Genomic DNA, 19079 nt, shown 5'->3' on the forward strand with positions numbered 1-19079 from the left:
CTGTTTGACCCGCTACCTATTTACCAGCAAGAATATCTGCGATCAGGACACGTTCATCCATAGGATATTTCTTTCCTTTAATTTCCTGATAATCCTCATGTCCCTTACCTGCCAGAACTATAATATCCCCCGGCTCTCCATGATGGATCGCATAGGCGATGGCTTCTTTTCTGTCCGGAATCTCTACATATTTTCCATCGGTTTTCGCCATACCGATCTTGATATCATCGATGATCGCCTGTGGTTCTTCATCACGTGGATTATCAGAGGTAATGATGGTAAGGTCTGCAAGCTTTCCGGAAACCTCTCCCATCTCATAGCGGCGAAGCTTTGATCTGTTGCCTCCGCATCCAAACAGACATACCAGTCTGTGGGGATGATATTCTTTCAAAGTGGTCAGAAGACTCTCCAGAGCCATGGCATTATGCGCGTAATCGATCATCAGAGTAAAATCATCGGATACTTTTACCATTTCGATACGGCCTTTTACCTTAGCTACTTTTAAGGCTTTGAGAATGTTTTCTTCCGAAACCTTAAAATGACGGCAGATCGCGATTGCTGTCAATGAATTGTAGATGCTGAATTTACCGGGAATATCTATCTCCACATGAAAATCCAGAAGTCCTTTCAGATGGTAGGAAATACCCAGATATCCTTTACCTCCGACCAGCTTTGCATCTTCCGCACGAAGGTCTGCTTCCGGTGAAAATCCATAAGTTTCCAGGCTGCATGTATGACCTTCAATAATCTTCTCGAAATGTTCATCATCTCTGTTTACAATTCCTACCTTGCACTGTTTCAGAAGTAAGGACTTGCATCTGAGATAATCATCAAAATCCTTATGTTCATTTGGTCCGATATGATCCGGCTCAATATTTGTAAAGATACCAAAATCGAAAACAAATCCCTGAGTTCTGTGAAGCATCAGTCCCTGGGAGGAAACTTCCATAACCACACAGTCACAGCCGGCTTCTGCCATCTCATGGAAATATTCCTGAATCACATAAGACTCCGGTGTTGTGTTCTTTGCAGGAATCACTTTGTCACCGATGATCGCTTCAATGGTTCCGATCAGTCCCACTTTATATCCGGCATTTTCCAGAATAGATTTTACCATATACGTAGTGGTTGTTTTTCCTTTGGTTCCTGTGATACCAATTGTTTTCAGTTTCTCTGCAGGATATCCGAAATATGCGGCAGAAATAAACGCCATTGCATATCGTGTATCTTTCACAAGAATGACTGTCACATCTTCCGGTGCTTCCACAGCTTCTTCCACGATCAGAACCTTTGCTCCTTTTGCAACTACATCCGGCACAAATTTATGGCCATCCACCACTGCACCGCGGATACAGATAAAAAGAGAGCCCTCTTCTACTTTCCGGGAATCATAAACCACATTTTTTACTTCCTGGTCTGTACTGCCCTGAAGACATGTATATTCCAGCTTTTCCAGTAAGGATATTAATTTCATTTTAATCCTCCATATCATTTCCTGCCTGCCTGAATTTCATACAGCCTCTGCGGCAATTTCGTTACTGTTCACTCCGTTCACTGTAACTTAGCCAAAATTCATTCCAGATTGCTTGCGGCAATGGAATTTTGGCTTGTATGTCTCGGGATTTTGGCATATTCATGCCAAAACACCTCGCGGGATAGTGATGTGTGAACAGTAACGCAATTTCTTTAAAGTCAGGCAGAGGTGTTTTACTAAAGCGTATATTCTATATAAGAATAGCACACCTCCCCTGTCGTTTCAACGTTGTTTCTCTACTTCTGCTGTTTTTTTGTCTTCCTGTAACAGAATGCACTGACTCCGGACATGATTGCAAAAATCCCCAGTACAATATACAAAGCCGTTTCTGTCTCATCTCCTGTACGTGGTTTGGAAGCAGTAGTATAAGCACTTCCGGACTTTGAGTCATATCCATAATTCTGGGAAGCCAGAGATGCCGGTTGCGGCGTAACTGTAACAATATTATCAGTTTCCTTTAATTCTACGTTTGCCTTAGATGTCATTGCCTGTGTACCAGTCTCATCAGATGTAACGATTACCTCATTGATCAATTCCTGACTTGCCATATATTGTGGAACAGTCACTGTGGCGTAAAGTGCAAAAGCCTCTCCCGGTGCGATCTGCGGAATCAGAGCCTGTGTGCCTGTGCTGTTTAATGTTACGCCCTCTTTCCTGACAAAGTTTGCCTGAATACCGGCATTTTGGAATCTTTCTGTACTGAGAACCGAATGAAGTGTCCGCTCACCCGTATTCCTGATGCAGATCTGATATGTGATCGTATCTCCCGGATATGCCTGTGTTCTGTCCGCAGTTTTCTCCACCTCAAAAGCAGCCTTTAATGCAATGACTTCTGTTTCGACTGATTTCTGACATCCAATACTTTCTTCCTTTCCCGGATATTTCGCTTTTACAGTTACTGTATGAATAAGCTCTCCTGCCTGCTCTTCTGTAAGCTGTACTGTCATCTGAAGATTTCTGATTTCTCCTGCCTTAAGACCTGAAATAATTCCCTGCATACCATTTGCAATAAATCCCTCTTCCTGTTTCCATTCGGCTTTTATATTATCCTGAGAAAAAACACTGGATATCTCTATATTTTCCAGAGGTAATTCTCCTGTATTCTCTACAGACAATATATAAGTAAGGTTCTGCCCTGCACGTACCTCTTTCGTCTCCTGCTGTAACCGGGCTGTGATCCCTGTTTTTGCCTCCTGTACGGAAAGCAGAGCTGAAGGAGTTTCTGCAACAGTCCGGGTTTCATCCCCTGATTTCATCCAGAAATACGCACCTGTCCCCTCCCAATCTTTGCAAAGCGGTGCATCCTGGCACAGAGGATAATCTGTTTTTACAGAAGAAATACGATATTCTTCACGCAGAGACACCGGCACTTTCATGGTAAAGATATCTGTTTCCGCATCTGAAAGTGCAGTCTCACAGGTCAGCTTTGTAATCTGGGTTGTCTCACCTTTCTTATTTTGTATCTGTACGGATTCAGCCTGCAGATCATTCTTTAACACTTCTGCATTTATCTGAAAATATTCTGAAATATATACAGTCAGAAAATATCTGGTTTTATCTTCCCTGATCTCATTTTGGTTCTCCTGCTCACTCTGTTGTGTCTGTCCGGTTTCTGTGTCAGATCCTTCTGCGTTTTCTTCTGCCTTCCGATATTCTTCGCTTTCTATATCTTCTATATCTATTACTGCACTCTCTGATTCACACTCTGTATTTTCGGAATCCACTTCATCTGTCGTATTTTCTGCTGCTTCTGCTTCTCTCACTTCTCCATCCCATGTACTATTTTCCATCTGCAACTGTCCGTTCTCCGAAACAGTATTCTCCTGTTGACTTTTGTACAGTTCTTTCAGACCGCTCACTTCCAGTGTCAGTTCTGCCTGAAATTTCTCTTCATCGATCCACTGTGCACTCTGCTTTAAACCCACAGCAGGAACATATAACTCTGCAGCTTCAAATTCTGCTGCTGATACTGCTCCTGCTCCCAAAATCCCGACAGCAGCCGTTATCATGACTGCTTTTTTTAACTGATTCCATATTCTTTTTTTCATTCTCTCATTCTCCTGAATTTTTATTCTATGTCATCTGAGGTACTTCCACTGTCAGAATGATATCGGTACAGTATCTTTCGAGATTATAAGTTCATATCCACAGACATACGCATCTCTCCTCTCTGTTTTGCACAATAAATAAGATTTTCAGAGTTTCTGCTCAGGATTCAAAACCATCTCCCGGACTATCAATAAATAATTGGAAATTTTTGCACCGGACCGGTGCGTGAAAATAAGAATACTGATAACGGCTGTTGCCGATGAATCTACTTTAGCATGTCTATGCTATAAAAACAAGATACCACTTTTTATTTTTCGTATTTGTTTATAATTCTTTTATAAATTTACCGATTGTTTCAGAAATTCGACATACTTTGAACATAATTTTCCCATATAATAGGTCTTGGATAGATGAAAAACCACTCTCTATCTCCCCCCTCAAAAAAACAAAACAGCTCTCACAGAAATGTGAGAGCTGTTTGTTTTTTGTTACTGTTCACTGGTAATATCCCGCGAGGTGTTTTTTGGATTATTTTCTATTGCAATTCTACTGGCAGTCTTTTATAATGTAGGATATCAATATGATTGAATATTTATGATATCAGTGATAAAAAATTTCAAAAATCTTTATATATAAGATCACCCCGCAGATATCATATTTACAGAACATGAAAGAATCGAGGTAATTCCCATGAGCGAAAAAATTACAGTAGTTGCACTGGGCCACAGAGCATTAGGAACCACCTTACCGGAGCAGAAAATCGCTACAAAAAAAGCAGCCAAAGCTGTCGCAGATCTTGTAGAAGCCGGAAATCGTGTAGTCATTTCCCACAGTAACGGTCCACAGGTTGGAATGATCCACACAGCCATGAATGAATTTGGCAAAACACATCCTGACTATACATTTGCACCTATGTCCGTATGTTCGGCAATGAGTCAGGGCTATATCGGATATGACCTCCAGACCGCAATCCGCGCAGAACTTATTTCCCGCGGTATTTATAAACCGGTAGCTACTATCCTTACACAGGTTGTCATTGATCCATATGATGATGCTTTCGCTGAACCTGAGAAGATCATCGGACGTGTCCTTACAGAAGAAGAGGCTGAAACTGAAGAAAGCAAGGGAAACTTTGTCACTAAACTGGCTGACGGCACTTATAAAAGAATCCTGGCAGCTCCGAAACCGCAGAAAATCGTAGAGCTTGAAACAATCCGCACACTTGTAGATGCGGGCCAGGTAGTAATCGCAGCAGGCGGCGGCGGAATCCCGGTTATGGAACAGGGAATCGATCTTCATGGTGCAAGTGCGATCATTGAGAAAGACCTTTCCAGCGGACTTCTTGCACAGGAATTAAATGCAGATACTCTTCTGATCCTTACCAGTGTTGAGAAAGTAAGTCTGAACCTCGGTCAGGACAACGAAGAATATCTTAATACAATTTCTGTAGATGATGCTAAGAAATATATGGCTGACAATCAGTTTGCCCCAGGCTCCATGCTTCCTAAATTCGAAGCCGGAATCTCTTTTATCGAAAAGGGAGATAACAGAAGAACGATCATCACAGATATTGCGCATGCAAAGGATGGATATTTCGAAAAAACCGGAACTATCATTAAATGATTCTATAGCAATCCTCGTAAATAATACATTTAAGAGGATTGCTATATTTTATCTGACAATACAAAAAGACATATACCAGAGCAATACATATCATCTTGCCGGTATATGTCTTTTAATTATCATATTATGATGTCAGATTCAAAAGTTTACCCCTGACCTGATATTACATAGATTTACGTTCCGCAATCTCTGCCATCTTCGCTTCGTTCAGACGAGTATCACCATGCACACGGCTGTAGGAAAGATATCCGTTCATACGGTCAATCTTTGTCAGATTCTTGGAACCGCAGACCGGACACACGTCCATTTCAAGTTCCTCATGTCCGCAGTCATCACAGTAAGCAAGGGAAAGATTTACTCCCTCATAATATCCCAAAGACATGGCTCTGCGAATCAGAGTGCGTATTGCTTCACGATTATAATCGATCGGATAACGTACATACTGAATCTTACCGCCGTTGCACAACTCCCAGAAACGTCCCTCCAGATCCTGTTTTTCAATCGGAGTTACATCTTCAGTCACATGACAGTGGAAACTGTTGCTTACATAAGGACGATCAGAAACCCCTTTCACAATGCCATACATCTTACGGAACTGTTCCACCTGCAGTCCGCATAAACTCTCTGCCGGTGTTCCATAAATTGCATAAAGATAACCATCTTTCTCTTTAAATTCATTTACTTTCCTGTTGATATATTTCAGCACATCCAGTGCAAACTGCCCGTCTTCAGCAATGGATTTGCCATTGTAAAGTTCCTGGAGTTCATTTAATGCAGTGATTCCGAAGGATGCTGTCATTGGTTTCAGAATCTTGCCAATCTTTTCATTCGGTTTCAGATGTCCACCGTAAAATCCTCCCTCACAATATGCCAGCGGGTTGGTTGACGCACGCATCTGTCCCAGATAATCATAGGTACGGATATGCAGATTACGGATCATCTCAAGATAGAAATCCAGCACTTCGTAGAAATCCCTGCTCTCTGCTCTGGCTTTGGCAAGGATCATTGGAAGATGAAGGCTTACCGCACCGATGTTAAATCTTCCCACAAACACAGGAACATCCTTATCATCTGCCGGATACATACCGCCTCTCTCGTACCAGGGGCTTAAGAACGCACGACATCCCATAGGACTTATAACCTTTCCATACTGCTTGTACATACTGGAAATATATCCTTTTCCTGACATGGACAGCCAGTCCGGATACATAGTCTTGGCAGAACAGTCAACCCCTGCCTCAAATACATCCTCACTGATCTTGCCTTTTCCATGGATATTTTCATCATAAAGGAATACGATTTTCGGGAAGAGTACCGGTTTCTTGCGTCCTGCCTTACCCTGTCCGCCTTTATGCACTTCAAGAAGAGAAATACTTGCCATCTTCTCGAACTGCTTTATTCCAAGTCCAAGAGTTACAGTTACAAATGGATAATCCCCTCTGGAAGATCCGACTGTATTCAGCTTATACTCAATCCCCTGCCATCCCTGGTCAAAATCTCTGCGGACTTTGTCAAGCGCATACTCGATCGCACGTTCTTCACGTCCTGTCCAGCTCTCGTCAGAGTATTTCATAAATTCCTGGATATATTTATCGTAACTCTTCTGTGCATAAGGTGCAAGAATCTTGTCTACTTCCGGTACTGTGAATCCGCCATACTGCTGTGCAGCAGTGCTCAGGATAATATCACCCATAACATCAAACGCAGTATCCAGTGTCTTAGGCTCATTGTACCATACATTTCCCATCTCAAATCCGCCGCTGAGTACAGATGCCACATCAAAGAGACAGCAGTTCATGGTATCCAGACGTGCAGACTGGTCATGAATATAAATATAACCATCTTTACATGCCTGAAGTTCATTACGATTCATAAAAAATTTACGATAAAGCTCTTTGTTCAGTTCATTAAAGATCAGACTTCGCTTTGTAGCTACAAGCGCACTGTCTGTATTGGCATTACTCTTATCACCAATATAACGGATTGCCTGACTCTTGGTATATACATCATCCATCATATGGATAAAGTCAAGTTTGTAATTTCTGTAATCGCGGTAGCTCTTAGCCACTGCCGGGTTCACTCTCTCAAGTGCTCCCTCTACGATGTTGTGCATCTCCTGGATCTCTATCTCATTCTTTCCCAGTGCCTCCGCATGTTCTTCCGCAAACTGGCAGATAAATTCCTTCTCTTTATCCGAAAATGTGTATAAAATTCTGGCTGCCGACTTATTTACTGCTGCTACGATCTTCTGTGAATTAAACTCTTCTCTCGTACCATCTTTCTTTATAACATATATCATACCTTTTGCTCCCATATACAATATATAGTATTTTTTTCTTTCATTCACCACAATTCTTTCTATATGTGGTACGTTTAACAAGTATAGCACAGTCTCTGACAAAAAGAAAGGGGCAAAAAATTATTCGTCATATTGCTGAATTTGATACATGGCAAGATAATTATCTTGACCATCCAGAGATACCACAGATACCTCATCCCCGGCATGTAATTCTATTTTCTCCTCGTGGTCTGCTTCGTCAAATTTTACAGTTTCATCTTTTCCTGAAGAATTTCTGATTTCCAGAGCAACCTTCTCCCAGCCGGACACTATCCTGTATTCTCCCGGATCTATTGTAAAATCATACCCCTGGTCACTGGCATCTATATCGCCAATCTCTGATGCAGTATCATCCGTTCTGACAATATAATTCTCTCCGGTGAACATATACCAGTCCGGATTGCCCCTCTGTTCATCCTGTCCGTTCTTTACTGCACTGATGGTCTCAGACCAGTCATCTGTCCAGTTATTCTCATTACTTTCATTATTTTCATTACTTTCATTATTCTTATTACTCTCATTTACTTCATCAGAACTGCTGTCATCAAAAATACTGTTGAGATCTATGTCAAACTCATCATAGATAAATTCTTCTATCCTGTATCCAATCGTATCCCAATTCTCTGCCATCTGACCTATTATTACCATCAGAATCAGCACAATGATCCAGAAAATTTTGCCTGCCTTGCCGCTCTTTTTCTTCTCACTTTTTGCTGTCTTTTTTCCGGTGCTGTATGTACGGGCAGTCTGTGCGCTGTACGACTGACCTGATGTTTTCTTTGTCCCTGATGTTTGTATTCTTGAAGTTTGTACTTTTGTATTTTGCGTTCTAATAGTCTGTGTTCTGGCAGACGAAGTTTTTGCAGCTTTGGGAACTGTTTTATTTCTGTCAGACAAAGGGATCTCGTTCTCTGCCATTGCTTTTTTCACCTTTGCCGAAGCATGACGATAGTGCTCTGAACGGTCTTCGTTCAGATGATACAGTTCCATATCATTTCTATATGGCATTCCACAATATTTACACCTGCCGTTTACAATTGGTCCATCACAGACCTGACACCTTTTTCCCATATATCTTCCCCCTAAGTTTTATATAAATTTAACGCTTCATTCATTTACACATTTATTTTAACATTTCGCCCCAATCTTGCAAAGCTGAAATTGTGTTACTGTTCGTTCTGTTCTCCGTAACCATAATATCCCGCGAGATACTTCCAAATGAACAGTAATAATTGTCAAACTACCATTTTCCTGTTATAATAGCGTGGGAAAAGATAATGGATATTCAGTAAACAACAATATTTTTTATCAGTTTGCCATAAAATATGCAAATACAGAAATTACAGGAGGAATCCACTCATGGAACAGATTAAAATTCCTGACGGGTATCAGTCATCTTTAAATCTTCACGATACCCAGATTGCCATTAAAACTGTGAAAGATTTCTTTCAGCAGACACTGGCTCAAAAACTGAATCTGCTGCGTGTTTCCGCTCCGGTATTCGTTAATCCGTCATCCGGTCTGAACGATAACTTAAACGGCGTGGAACGTCCGGTAAGCTTTGATATCAAAGGCCAGCCGGAGAATGCTGAGATCGTACACTCTCTCGCCAAATGGAAGAGATATGCATTACAGAAATATGGCTTTGCTCATGGTGAAGGACTTTACACAGACATGATCGCGATCAGAAGAGACGAAGATCTGGACAATATCCACTCCGTATACGTAGATCAGTGGGACTGGGAAAAGATCATCAGCAAGGAAGAACGCAACATGGACACACTTGTTTCCACAGTACGTGCTATCTACAGCGTTCTCCGCAAGACCGAAAAATACATGGCTGTTCAGTACGATTACATCGAAGAAATCCTTCCGAGAGAGATCGCATTTGTCAGCACTCAGGAACTGGTCGACATGTATCCTGATCTCACTCCAAAGGAACGTGAATACAAGATTGTCAAGGAAAAAGGTGCCGTATTCCTTATGCAGGTCGGCAAAACCTTAACCAACGGAGAACGTCATGACGGACGTGCACCGGACTACGATGACTGGGAATTAAACGGCGATATCCTTGTTTATTATCCTGTTCTCGACATTGCTCTGGAGCTTTCTTCCATGGGTATCCGCGTTGACGAGGATGCGCTTGACAGACAGCTTACCATCGCAGGATGTGATGACAGACGCGAGCTTCCTTTCCAGAAAGCAATCTTTAACAAAGAACTTCCATATACTATCGGCGGCGGCATCGGCCAGTCCCGTATCTGTATGTTCTTCCTCAGAAAAGCACACATCGGTGAAGTACATGCTTCCTTGTGGCCGGAAGAAGTAATGAAAGAAGCAGCAGCAAAAGGAGTACAGCTTCTGTAAAAAAGCCGTAAACCTGGAATACTCAGAGATCACAGACACACAGATGTGTAAATACACAATGTATATCTGAGTGCCTTATCAGACAAATGTAACGGGGCGAATACAAAAGTGAATATTTTATTTTTTCTAACACCTAAAAGTGATGTAGCATATATATTTGAGAGTGAAACTCTTCGTCAGACTCTTGAGAAAATGGAGCACAGGAAGTTTTCCTGTATTCCGCTTCTGAGTCTGGACGGGAAATATAAAGGAAGTATTTCCGAGGGTGATCTTCTCTGGGGAATGAAAACCTTAAATGTTCCCGGACTGAAAGAAGCAGAGAGCATTTCCATTATGGCAATCCCACGAAGAGCAACATACAAGGCAGTTCACGCAGATTCTGACATGGAGGATCTGCTGGACAAGGCAATCAACCAGAATTATGTTCCGGTTGTAGATGATCAGGGATACTTTATCGGCATCATCACCCGTAAAGAGATCATTAAATACTGCTACAAAGAACTGAAGAAATATATAAAAGCTTCAGATTCATAAAAAGAGCTGCCGCATTGCAATTTTTCAATTGCTAATGCGGCAGTTCTTTTTATATTCTTTATAACGCCTCAGCAGACCTCAACAAAATTCCTGTTTTTCCTTTTTCTGTGCCAGAAGCTTTCCGAACAATGCTGCCAATACCTGCTGAAACAGAGTTCCGATCATTACCGGAAACATAACTTCACCCGGAAAATATGCAGCTGCGATCACCGCTCCTGCGCTGATATTGCGCATCCCGGTTCCATACATCATGGAAACCGCCGTACTGCGATCCTTTCGGAAGATATACGCCACAAACCAGCCGAGTGCATATCCGGAAGCAGCCAGGACAAGGATTGCCAGTGCAACCTTCACCCTCTGCATATTCATATCCCGGATATATGGTGCTACTTTGGAAGAATTGGACGTTACCACAAATATCAGTGCCAGCTTTGAAAAAGGCGCCAGCTTTCCCGGCCATGTTTCCATTACTTTTCCATCTGTGATCTGATTTAATACCATCGCAACAACAGCAGGAAGCGCAACCATAAATATCAGTTCCCGCATCATCCTGGCAGAATCTATGGTCACCGCAGAGCCCAGCAGGATCTTCAGCGTAGCCGGAATCAGAAAAGGTGCCAGTACCGTATCCAGCACTACCAGAGACAACGACAGAGGACTGTTTCCATCATAAATCGTCACCCACATCAGACTTACCACTGCAGTGGGAACTGCAAACTCCAGTACCATTCCGGTGATCAGCTCCATGTTATTTCCAAAGAAAAGATGGCCTGCCCCGCAGGCTGCTGTCGGGATTACCACATGGACCAGAAGCATGATAATAAGCAGTGAGCCCGGATGTCGGAATACATTTGCCACATCTTTAAATCTTGACTTCAACGCCCCGGCAAATGTCATAAATGCAAATACGGCCGGCACATAAGGCAGACCGCATTTGGCAATATCAGGAAAGCACACTCCCAGCAACAGACAGGTCGGTGTCACCAGGGCCATCCATTTTTCTATAAAACTGTTAAATTTTCTCAGCATCTTATAAAACCTTTGAAAGAAAGTCTTTCAGTCTAGGATTCTTCGGATTTGCGAAAAATTCTTTCGGAGTATTCTCTTCCTGTATCTTACCGTCATCAATAAAAAGAACTCTTGTTGCCACTTCTCTTGCAAATCCCATCTCATGAGTAACTACAACCATGGTCATACCTGACTGCGCAAGTTCTTTCATCAATTCCAGAACCTCACCTACCATCTCAGGGTCAAGTGCGGAAGTTGGCTCATCAAAAAGCATCACATCCGGATTCATGGCAAGAGAACGTGCAATGGCAATACGCTGTTTCTGCCCGCCCGAAAGCATATCCGGATATGCATTGGCTTTGTCCGGAAGACCTACACGTGCCAGAAGCTCATCCGCCTTCTTTGAAGCTTCATCCTTTGTCATCAGCTTCAGTTCTACAGGTGCCAGCATAATATTCTGTTTTACCGTTTTATGCGGAAAAAGATTAAACTGCTGGAATACCATTCCAATCTTCTGACGGTGTCTGTTAATGTCAACCTTCGGATCTGTAATATCAGTTCCTTCAAAGAGAATCTGTCCGCCTGTCGGAACCTCCAGAAGATTCAGGGATCTCAGGAAAGTAGATTTACCGGAACCGGAAGGACCAATGACGGCTACTACTTCTCCCTGACAGATATCTGTTGTTATTCCATCGAGAACCTGATTTGTACCAAAAGCTTTCTTCAGATCCTTTACCTGGATCAGTACATTCTTATCGCTCACTGGTTCTTAATCTCCTTTCCAGTTTATTCATCCCCCATGTAAGGATTCCAACGATCACAAGGTAAATCGCTGCTGCTGCCATCAGAGGCCAGAACGCATTGTATGTACGGCTCTGGATCAGCATAGCTCCTTTTGTCAGGTCCATCATACCGATATAACCGATGATGGATGTCTCTTTGATCAGCACGATAAATTCATTTACCAGCGCAGGAAGTACATTCTTAAATGCCTGCGGGATAATGATCAGTCGCATTGTCTGGCTGAAATTCAGGCCAAGGCTTCGTCCTGCCTCTGTCTGTCCCTGGTCAATGGACATGATACCGGAACGGACAATCTCAGCTACATAGGCACCTGAGTTGATACCAAAGGCAAGTCCGCCTACAATGATCTTGTTAATGCTTACAGCACCAAAAATTACAAAATTCATGATCAACAGCTGGATCATGGTTGGTGTTCCACGAATTACAGTCAGATAAACTCTGCAGATCGCATTGAGGATCTTAAAGGAGCCTGACTTATCGTGCGCAGAACGGATGATTGCTACAAGGAAACCGATGATCAGACCTACAATTACCGCAAATACTGTAATAATAAGAGTTGTTTTCAGACCATCCAGAAGCCAGAGATAGCGGTCATCTTTAATAAAGTTCAGATAAAAATCTTCTTTTACACTCGCTAATATCATAGGATTATTCATAAAAACCTCTGTTCCGAAAAGAGAGCTGTTGGCAAATCGTCAACAGCTCTGTTATTTGTTATTTTAATACTTATTTCTTTACAATAATTACCTGGCTTGCATCTGCATAGGTATCTGTAAAGTCAACGCTTGATTTACGGTCTTCTGTTACAGTCATACCAGCTGCACCGAAGTCTGCTTTGCCGGACTGTACTGCCGGAAGGATGGAATCGAATTCCATATCTTCAATTTTCAGTTCATATCCAAGCTTATCACAGATTGCCTGAGCGATATCAGCATCGATGCCAACGATATCATCACCTTCATGATATTCATATGGTTCGAACTCAGCGTTAGTAGCCATTACCAGAGTTCCATTGGAACGGTCAACATCTTCCGGTGATTCATATGGAGTCTTACCGGCATCCTCACCAATGTAATTGTCCATGATGCTGTCGATAGTTCCATCCTCTTTCAGATCCTTGAGAGCTCCGTTAATCTTGTCAAGAAGTTCATCATTGCCTTTCTTTAAACAGATTGCATATTCTTCTTCCTCGAATGGCTCATCCAGAATCTTGAGATCATCATTATTCTCAGCAAATTTCTGAGCCGGCTGTGAATCGATGATCACACAGTCGATTTGTCCTGCCTTTAATGCCTGAACAGCTTCACTTCCCTTGCTGTAACGTTCTACTGTAGAACCATCTTTCTCATAATCAGATGCATCAAGGTCACCTGTTGTACCAAGCTGAACACCGATTGTTGCTCCTGCAAGATCATCTTTGGATTCAACTTTCTGAGCTGCGGATACGCTTCCTGCCATGGAAAATACCATTACTGCACTGAGTGCAAGAGCTGCAAATCTCTTTTGATCTTTCATCTTTTTTCCTCCTCGCATCCGAAAGTATATCTACGGCTGCCATCTTTTTACCTTCTTCAGACAACAGCGTATAATTATGCGTTTCGGTTGTATATTTTTGTTTTTAATTTTAACATACTTTCTATAAAATGCAAGGTAAAACTTGAATAACAGATATATTTTCCATATAATGTATAATACATAACTGTTCCGGGAAGGGCAAAATGTTTTTTTTACATGAAGATCACAGAAAAACTTTCCCGGTAAAAGATTCGTAATTTTCACTTTTTCATAACATTTTTTCTATATGATACAAGAGGTGTATAAATATTTAACCAAATAAGGAGGCTTTTCTGATGAAATTTACAAAAATGCATGGTATTGGAAATGATTACGTATATGTAAACTGTTTTGAGGAAACTGTGGAAAATCCTTCCGCAGTAGCCAGATATGTCAGTGACCGTCACTTTGGTATCGGTTCCGACGGACTGATCCTGATCAAGCCATCCAAAATCGCAGACTGCGAGATGGATATGTATAATCTTGACGGTTCCCAGGGTGCCATGTGCGGAAACGGTATCCGCTGTGTTGCCAAATATGCCTATGACTACGGCATCGTAAACAAAGAACATATTTCTGTTGCTACAAAAAGCGGCATCAAATATCTGGATCTTACTGTAGAAAACGGAAAGGTATCCCAGGTTAAGGTAAATATGGGTTCTCCGATTCTGACCGCCAGACAGATTCCGGTAGTGTCAGAGAAGGAGGAAGTTATCAATGAACCTCTGGATGTAAACGGAAAAATCTATTACATAACCGCTGTTTCCATGGGAAATCCCCACGCTATTGTTTATATGGATGATATTGACCATCTGGATATTGAAAAGATCGGCCCGGCTTTCGAGAATCATGTTGCATTTCCGGATCGTGTAAACACTGAATTTGTAGAAGTGATCGATGAACATACTGTAAAAATGCGTGTATGGGAACGCGGTTCAGGCGAAACTCTTGCCTGCGGCACAGGTGCATGTGCGGTAGCAGTCGCTTCTGTTCTGAACGGACATGTAGACGGTGACAGTCCTGTCACTGTAAAACTTCTCGGCGGTGACCTGCAGATTTTCTGGAACAGACAGGAGAATCTTGTTTACATGACAGGCCCGGCTGCCACAGTATTTGACGGTGAAATTGATGTAAGCTTTCTGAAATAAAAAACTGTCTGAAACTGCAGCAAATAACAGACAGCTTATCTACTTCAGCTGCCGGTCACAATATTACGCAACAGAAAACGGATACACACCATTCAGCTGTGGTTATGTATCCGTTTTTTATCAACTTTTACACTGCAAATTCCAGTATTCTTTCCACAATAAATACCGCAGCACATGCGAATAACGCAACTGTAAGAAGACTTTTCTCCTTATATGCCGCGATCAGTGCCACAATAAATCCCACAGCAGCCGAGATCACACTGTCTGTGGCAAAAAGGATCGCCGGAAATGTCATGGCTGCCAGACATGCGTAGGGAACATAGTACAGAAATGATCTGATAAACGGACTTGTGATCTCTTTTCTGGAAAGAGCAAGCGGGAGCATACGGATCAGATATGTAACTGCTGCCATTACCAGAATGTAAATATAAATATTATGACTCATGAACACCCTCCTCCTCTTTCTCATCCTCTATCGGACAGAAGTATGCGGCAGCCCCTGCCACGATCAGTGTAGTAATAATGATCACAAAACCTGACGAAACCTCCGACAGAAACGGAATCACTTTAAACAAAGTGCTGATCAGCATTGCTGCCACGACAACTGCCAGTACTGCCTTATTCTGCTTTGCCGGAGGAATAATAATTGCAAGGAACATACCGTAAATAGCCACGCTGAGTGCACTCATCATAAAATCCGGAAGAAGATTTCCGGAAATTGCTCCTGCCAGGGTTCCAAGTACCCATCCCGGGATTGCCACACACATAGCACCATAATTATAAAATGCGCTTACCTTTCCGGGCTGACTGGCACTGATCCCGAAAATCTCATCCGTCACACCAAATGCTGCAATATAGCGGTGAACCAAAGATTCATCTCTTCTGAATTTCTGAGCAAGGGAAAATGACATCAGACAATATCTCAGATTAATGATCAGCTGTGTCAGTGCCATCTCCCAGTAAGAGCCGCTCATTACCATGATCTCAAGTCCTGCAAACTGCCCTGCTGAAGTCACGTTTGTCAATGAGATCAGCACAGCCTGCCAGATACTCAGTCCATCAGCAACTGCCATCATGCCAAATGTAAACGATACAGCAAAATATCCCAGTCCTATGGGAATACCATCCTTAACTCCTTTTCTGAAGTTTTCACTTCTCATGTTTCTCTCCTCCTGTTACCTTTTGTGATCCTTTGATAACTGTTTAACTCTTTCACAGCTACAACTTTCGTATTTACTGATACACACAGATAACCCGGAGAACAGTATTCTGTCTCCGGGTTTCAGTCAGGATTATCTGATCTGTTTTATTGCATATGCATAAATTCTCTTATAAGTCCTCATAGAATAATGAACACCATCATCTGTATAACCGCGAAATTCACAGCGAGTCGTATAACCACATCTCATCAGATAAGAATAACTGTTGATCCATGTAAAATTCCCGTTCAGTCTCTGTCTGAGTCTGTTATTAAATCCGCGGATCTCAGACTCCTTCCGCGTGGATTTCATTGCCGTATTACATGGATTCACAGACATATAAAATAATTCACAGTTCCTGGCAGTCAGCTTTCTGGATAATCCATTCATATAAGAAGCATAGTCTGACGCAACAGAATCATAACTGATGGACTCCCTGTTTTTGTGGATCAGGTCATTTACTCCCAGATTGAAAATAACTGCCACCGGCTTCGCATTATCATCCATCCCGCTTATTTCATTCAGCAGTTCCTTTTCTCCGTATTTTTTCATCCAGTCAAGCCCTTCTCCTGTCTTGCATACAAATCCAACTTTCTTTAAACTGTCAGAACTGCATTGCTGCTTCAGAGTACTGCGAAGCATTGCTGTGCGGGAATCTCCCACAAAAATAATCTTATCATATTTCTCCACACTGTCCGCAAGACCGCCTGCATAAATATCCGGTTCCTGATTCCATTTATACTTCACCGGATAAAGATGAATATTTTTCGTAACCTGAATTTTCTGATATGCCTGATACATTGGATTACAGGTCTGTCCGGGAACTGTTGACCATCCCAGAAATGTATATCCCCTCTTATTCACTTCCACAGGAAGAATCACAGAACCACCGCTTTTCACTTTCTTTTTTGTAATTCCTCCTGAAGTCTCTATTGTAACTGTTTTCGTGGATGTTTTTTTCTTTTGCACTGTTGAATTCTTAGCAGTCTGCATTATTGCCGCCTGTGCTGCAGACGGGGGTGCTGCACATATTAATACACACGCCAGAAAAAATAATAACATTCTTCTTACACACATCTGTCTCTTCTGTTTTCTCATTATTGCCTTCTTTTATGATTTCATATATTATCTGTTATTTTTACCGGTACTTACAGCAATTTCGCTGTCTTTTCTCTTCACCATACTGCTTCGCAGTCAATTTGACCAAACAGTTGTATTTCAGTTTACATCATCTGACAGAAACAGTCAACAGTCTTCGCCACTGCCTTTACATTCTTTACAGACTCCATACAAAATAGAATTCTTACACTGCAGGGTAAATCCATGACTTTCTTCAATATGATGAGAAATTTCTTCCATAAAATGACATTCCAGATGAATGATCTTTCCACATTTTACACACTTCAGGTGCAGATGCTGTTCACATCCCCGTCCCGGTTCTACATACTGATAAGCAGCCTGGCAACCTTTCTCTGCAACATATTTGATCACAGTTCCATCCTTTGCAAGCTTGTCCAGATAGCGGTAAATGGTTGTGATATTTACCTCACTGTCATGTTTCTTCAGATACTCATCCACATCAGCAGCTGTAACCGTATGGTCATTACTGTTTTTCAAATATTCAAGTATTTTTCTGCGGCTTGCTGTCGCATAACTGCTTCCTGCCATAATTTTATCATTCCTCCTAAAATCAGCGTTACTGTTCACTCCGTTCACAGTAACTTAGCCAAAATTCATTCCAGATTGCCTGCGGCAATGGAATTTTGGCTTGTATGTCTCGGGATTTTGGCATATTCATGCCAAAACACCTCGCGGGATAGCGATGTGTGAACAGTAACAAATCAGCTTCTTCTGACAGAGCAGACTCGGTTGATCAGAAAACAATTCCTGCAAATTCAATAATAATTCCCCAGAATACACCAAGTCCATAAAGTACTCCCACAATTTTCAGATTCTGAACCCTGTCTCTGTTCAAACGAAACAGAATCAGAAGCCCAACTCCTGCATTTACAAGAAGTCCCGCCATCATCGCCCCGGCTCCGATAATATGATCTAGATATAACTGGGTGATTACTACAGAAGAAGCGCAGTTAGGAATCAGTCCCACTAAAGCTGCGATCAGTTCACCTGCAATCGGTGTTCCTGTAAAAAGTCCTGCCAGTGTCTCTTCTCCGACTAATCCAATGATAATATTTAAAACAAGAGAAATCAAGAAAATGTACACAAAAACTTTTAATGTGTGAAATGCTGCTGAAGAAATAACTCCATGTTCACAATGGCAGCGTTCTTCTTCACAGATTTCATGAATATCCACATCAGGTTCCTGTTTCTTCAGAATATGTGTGTAAACATACTCCAGCACCAGGCCGGAAAGTATTCCGATCACCGCTTTGCAGGTCAGGATTTTCACAATTGTAACTACAGGAACTGCATTGGAGATCATGATCGGAAACATTTCATCTGAAGTAGACAGATACACCGCGATCAAAGTTCCCACTGTGATCACACGTCCGGCAAAAAGGCTGGATGCCGCTGCCGAAAATCCACACTGTGGGATCACTCCCAGAAGTCCACCCCATACCGGTCCGAATTTTCCGGCTGTACGGATTCTCTTTCGTGCTGCCGCACCTGTCTTATGCTCCAGCCATTCCATAAACAGATAAGTAAGAAAAAGAAAGGGTAGCAGCTTGATGCTGTCTATTACTGAATCTAATATAATCTCTGACATATAGTTCTCCTTATATTTGCACTTTATTTGTATTTGCAACTTATTTACATTTGCAACTCATTTGCATTTCTGTATTATATAGTATTTTTATAATTTGTCAAGTCTGTAAACCATACAATTGAAACATTCCAAAAAAAGACGTTACTGTTCACTCCGTTCACAGTAACGTAGCCAAAATTCATTCCAGATTGCC

17 protein-coding genes are annotated in these 19079 nt (G+C 41.9%); 4 read left to right on the forward strand and 13 right to left on the reverse strand.

The window, feature by feature from the left end:
- Positions 1 to 16: 16 nt before the first annotated feature.
- Together LJE11_RS05980 and LJE11_RS05985 are read right to left on the reverse strand one after the other, a co-directional pair.
- On the reverse strand, positions 17 to 1474 hold the full coding sequence (locus LJE11_RS05980) for a UDP-N-acetylmuramoyl-L-alanyl-D-glutamate--2,6-diaminopimelate ligase (protein ID WP_020993620.1): 1458 nt from the start codon (positions 1472 to 1474) through the stop codon (positions 17 to 19).
- Between the two features lie 296 nt (positions 1475 to 1770).
- On the reverse strand, positions 1771 to 3582 hold the full coding sequence (locus LJE11_RS05985) for a DUF7507 domain-containing protein (protein WP_020993621.1): 1812 nt from the start codon (positions 3580 to 3582) through the stop codon (positions 1771 to 1773).
- Positions 3583 to 4273: 691 nt separating this feature from the next.
- On the opposite strand from LJE11_RS05985, the gene arcC reads away from it, so the two are divergent.
- Positions 4274 to 5206 carry a carbamate kinase gene (gene arcC / locus LJE11_RS05990; protein ID WP_008706491.1) on the forward strand — a complete coding sequence of 311 codons (933 nt, stop codon included), beginning with the start codon at positions 4274 to 4276 and terminating at the stop codon, positions 5204 to 5206.
- 163 nt (positions 5207 to 5369) lie between these two features.
- Here arcC and nrdD read toward each other — a convergent pair whose 3' ends face one another.
- Positions 5370 to 7505 (reverse strand): anaerobic ribonucleoside-triphosphate reductase, encoded by a 2136-nt coding sequence (nrdD, locus tag LJE11_RS05995; RefSeq protein ID WP_020993622.1) that lies wholly within the window; start codon positions 7503 to 7505, stop codon positions 5370 to 5372.
- Between the two features lie 120 nt (positions 7506 to 7625).
- Positions 7626 to 8615, reverse strand: a complete 990-nt coding sequence (locus LJE11_RS06000; RefSeq protein WP_008706489.1) for a hypothetical protein — start codon at positions 8613 to 8615, stop codon at positions 7626 to 7628.
- A 288-nt stretch (positions 8616 to 8903) separates the two neighbouring features.
- Here LJE11_RS06000 and asnA point away from each other — a divergent pair, with 288 nt between their 5' ends.
- Positions 8904 to 9911, forward strand: coding sequence for an aspartate--ammonia ligase (gene asnA / locus LJE11_RS06005; RefSeq protein WP_008706487.1), 1008 nt, complete (start codon positions 8904 to 8906; stop codon positions 9909 to 9911).
- 108 nt (positions 9912 to 10019) lie between these two features.
- On the forward strand, positions 10020 to 10445 hold the full coding sequence (locus LJE11_RS06010; protein ID WP_008706486.1) for a CBS domain-containing protein: 426 nt from the start codon (positions 10020 to 10022) through the stop codon (positions 10443 to 10445).
- Between the two features lie 78 nt (positions 10446 to 10523).
- On the opposite strand, the gene LJE11_RS06015 is transcribed toward LJE11_RS06010, so the two are convergent.
- The 4 genes from LJE11_RS06015 to LJE11_RS06030 all read right to left on the reverse strand — a co-directional run bounded on the left by LJE11_RS06015 (position 10524) and on the right by LJE11_RS06030 (position 13772).
- Complete coding sequence (locus LJE11_RS06015) at positions 10524 to 11474, reverse strand: bile acid:sodium symporter family protein (RefSeq protein WP_008706484.1); 951 nt, start codon at positions 11472 to 11474, stop codon at positions 10524 to 10526.
- Between the two features lies 1 nt (position 11475).
- On the reverse strand, positions 11476 to 12216 hold the full coding sequence (locus LJE11_RS06020; protein WP_008706482.1) for an amino acid ABC transporter ATP-binding protein: 741 nt from the start codon (positions 12214 to 12216) through the stop codon (positions 11476 to 11478).
- Positions 12206 to 12913, reverse strand: coding sequence for an amino acid ABC transporter permease (locus LJE11_RS06025; protein WP_020993623.1), 708 nt, complete (start codon positions 12911 to 12913; stop codon positions 12206 to 12208). The genes LJE11_RS06020 and LJE11_RS06025 overlap by 11 nt, the downstream gene beginning before the upstream one ends.
- A gap of 70 nt (positions 12914 to 12983) precedes the next feature.
- Positions 12984 to 13772 (reverse strand): transporter substrate-binding domain-containing protein, encoded by a 789-nt coding sequence (locus tag LJE11_RS06030; protein ID WP_020993624.1) that lies wholly within the window; start codon positions 13770 to 13772, stop codon positions 12984 to 12986.
- A gap of 335 nt (positions 13773 to 14107) precedes the next feature.
- Between LJE11_RS06030 and dapF the strand changes: the two genes are divergently transcribed.
- The gene (dapF, locus tag LJE11_RS06035; RefSeq protein WP_055052695.1) at positions 14108 to 14959 is read left to right on the forward strand and encodes a diaminopimelate epimerase; all 852 of its coding nucleotides are present in this window, start codon (positions 14108 to 14110) and stop codon (positions 14957 to 14959) included.
- Between the two features lie 127 nt (positions 14960 to 15086).
- Here the strand turns inward: dapF and LJE11_RS06040 are convergent, their stop codons facing one another.
- From LJE11_RS06040 to LJE11_RS06060, 5 genes are all read right to left on the reverse strand, one after another.
- The gene (locus LJE11_RS06040) at positions 15087 to 15404 is read right to left on the reverse strand and encodes an AzlD domain-containing protein (protein WP_008706474.1); all 318 of its coding nucleotides are present in this window, start codon (positions 15402 to 15404) and stop codon (positions 15087 to 15089) included.
- Positions 15394 to 16119 carry an AzlC family ABC transporter permease gene (locus LJE11_RS06045; protein ID WP_008706472.1) on the reverse strand — a complete coding sequence of 242 codons (726 nt, stop codon included), beginning with the start codon at positions 16117 to 16119 and terminating at the stop codon, positions 15394 to 15396. Before LJE11_RS06045 ends, LJE11_RS06040 begins: the two co-directional genes overlap by 11 nt.
- A gap of 132 nt (positions 16120 to 16251) precedes the next feature.
- On the reverse strand, positions 16252 to 17256 hold the full coding sequence (locus LJE11_RS06050; protein ID WP_008706471.1) for an InlB B-repeat-containing protein: 1005 nt from the start codon (positions 17254 to 17256) through the stop codon (positions 16252 to 16254).
- A gap of 147 nt (positions 17257 to 17403) precedes the next feature.
- Positions 17404 to 17826: a Fur family transcriptional regulator gene (locus LJE11_RS06055; RefSeq protein WP_008706467.1), complete on the reverse strand. Its 423-nt coding sequence runs from the start codon at positions 17824 to 17826 to the stop codon at positions 17404 to 17406.
- 205 nt (positions 17827 to 18031) lie between these two features.
- A complete protein-coding gene (locus LJE11_RS06060; protein WP_008706466.1) occupies positions 18032 to 18886 on the reverse strand; it encodes a putative manganese transporter in 855 nt (284 codons plus the stop codon).
- Positions 18887 to 19079: the final 193 nt, after the last annotated feature.

Source organism: Blautia sp. DFI.1.216 (genome assembly GCF_020594215.1).
GTDB lineage: Bacteria > Bacillota > Clostridia > Lachnospirales > Lachnospiraceae > Blautia_A > Blautia_A wexlerae.

Coding starts and splice junctions, on each gene's coding strand:
- LJE11_RS06040 (WP_008706474.1), bottom strand. CDS start 15,404: ATGAGTCATAATATTTATATTTACATTCTGGTAATGGCAGCAGTTACA.
- LJE11_RS06050 (WP_008706471.1), bottom strand. CDS start 17,256: ATGAGAAAACAGAAGAGACAGATGTGTGTAAGAAGAATGTTATTATTT.
- LJE11_RS06055 (WP_008706467.1), bottom strand. CDS start 17,826: ATGGCAGGAAGCAGTTATGCGACAGCAAGCCGCAGAAAAATACTTGAA.
- LJE11_RS06000 (WP_008706489.1), bottom strand. CDS start 8,615: ATGGGAAAAAGGTGTCAGGTCTGTGATGGACCAATTGTAAACGGCAGG.
- LJE11_RS05980 (WP_020993620.1), bottom strand. CDS start 1,474: ATGAAATTAATATCCTTACTGGAAAAGCTGGAATATACATGTCTTCAG.
- LJE11_RS06015 (WP_008706484.1), bottom strand. CDS start 11,474: ATGCTGAGAAAATTTAACAGTTTTATAGAAAAATGGATGGCCCTGGTG.
- LJE11_RS06025 (WP_020993623.1), bottom strand. CDS start 12,913: ATGAATAATCCTATGATATTAGCGAGTGTAAAAGAAGATTTTTATCTG.
- LJE11_RS06030 (WP_020993624.1), bottom strand. CDS start 13,772: ATGAAAGATCAAAAGAGATTTGCAGCTCTTGCACTCAGTGCAGTAATG.
- arcC (WP_008706491.1), top strand. CDS start 4,274: ATGAGCGAAAAAATTACAGTAGTTGCACTGGGCCACAGAGCATTAGGA.
- LJE11_RS06060 (WP_008706466.1), bottom strand. CDS start 18,886: ATGTCAGAGATTATATTAGATTCAGTAATAGACAGCATCAAGCTGCTA.
- LJE11_RS05985 (WP_020993621.1), bottom strand. CDS start 3,582: ATGAAAAAAAGAATATGGAATCAGTTAAAAAAAGCAGTCATGATAACG.
- nrdD (WP_020993622.1), bottom strand. CDS start 7,505: ATGATATATGTTATAAAGAAAGATGGTACGAGAGAAGAGTTTAATTCA.
- asnA (WP_008706487.1), top strand. CDS start 8,904: ATGGAACAGATTAAAATTCCTGACGGGTATCAGTCATCTTTAAATCTT.
- LJE11_RS06045 (WP_008706472.1), bottom strand. CDS start 16,119: ATGAGAAGTGAAAACTTCAGAAAAGGAGTTAAGGATGGTATTCCCATA.
- dapF (WP_055052695.1), top strand. CDS start 14,108: ATGAAATTTACAAAAATGCATGGTATTGGAAATGATTACGTATATGTA.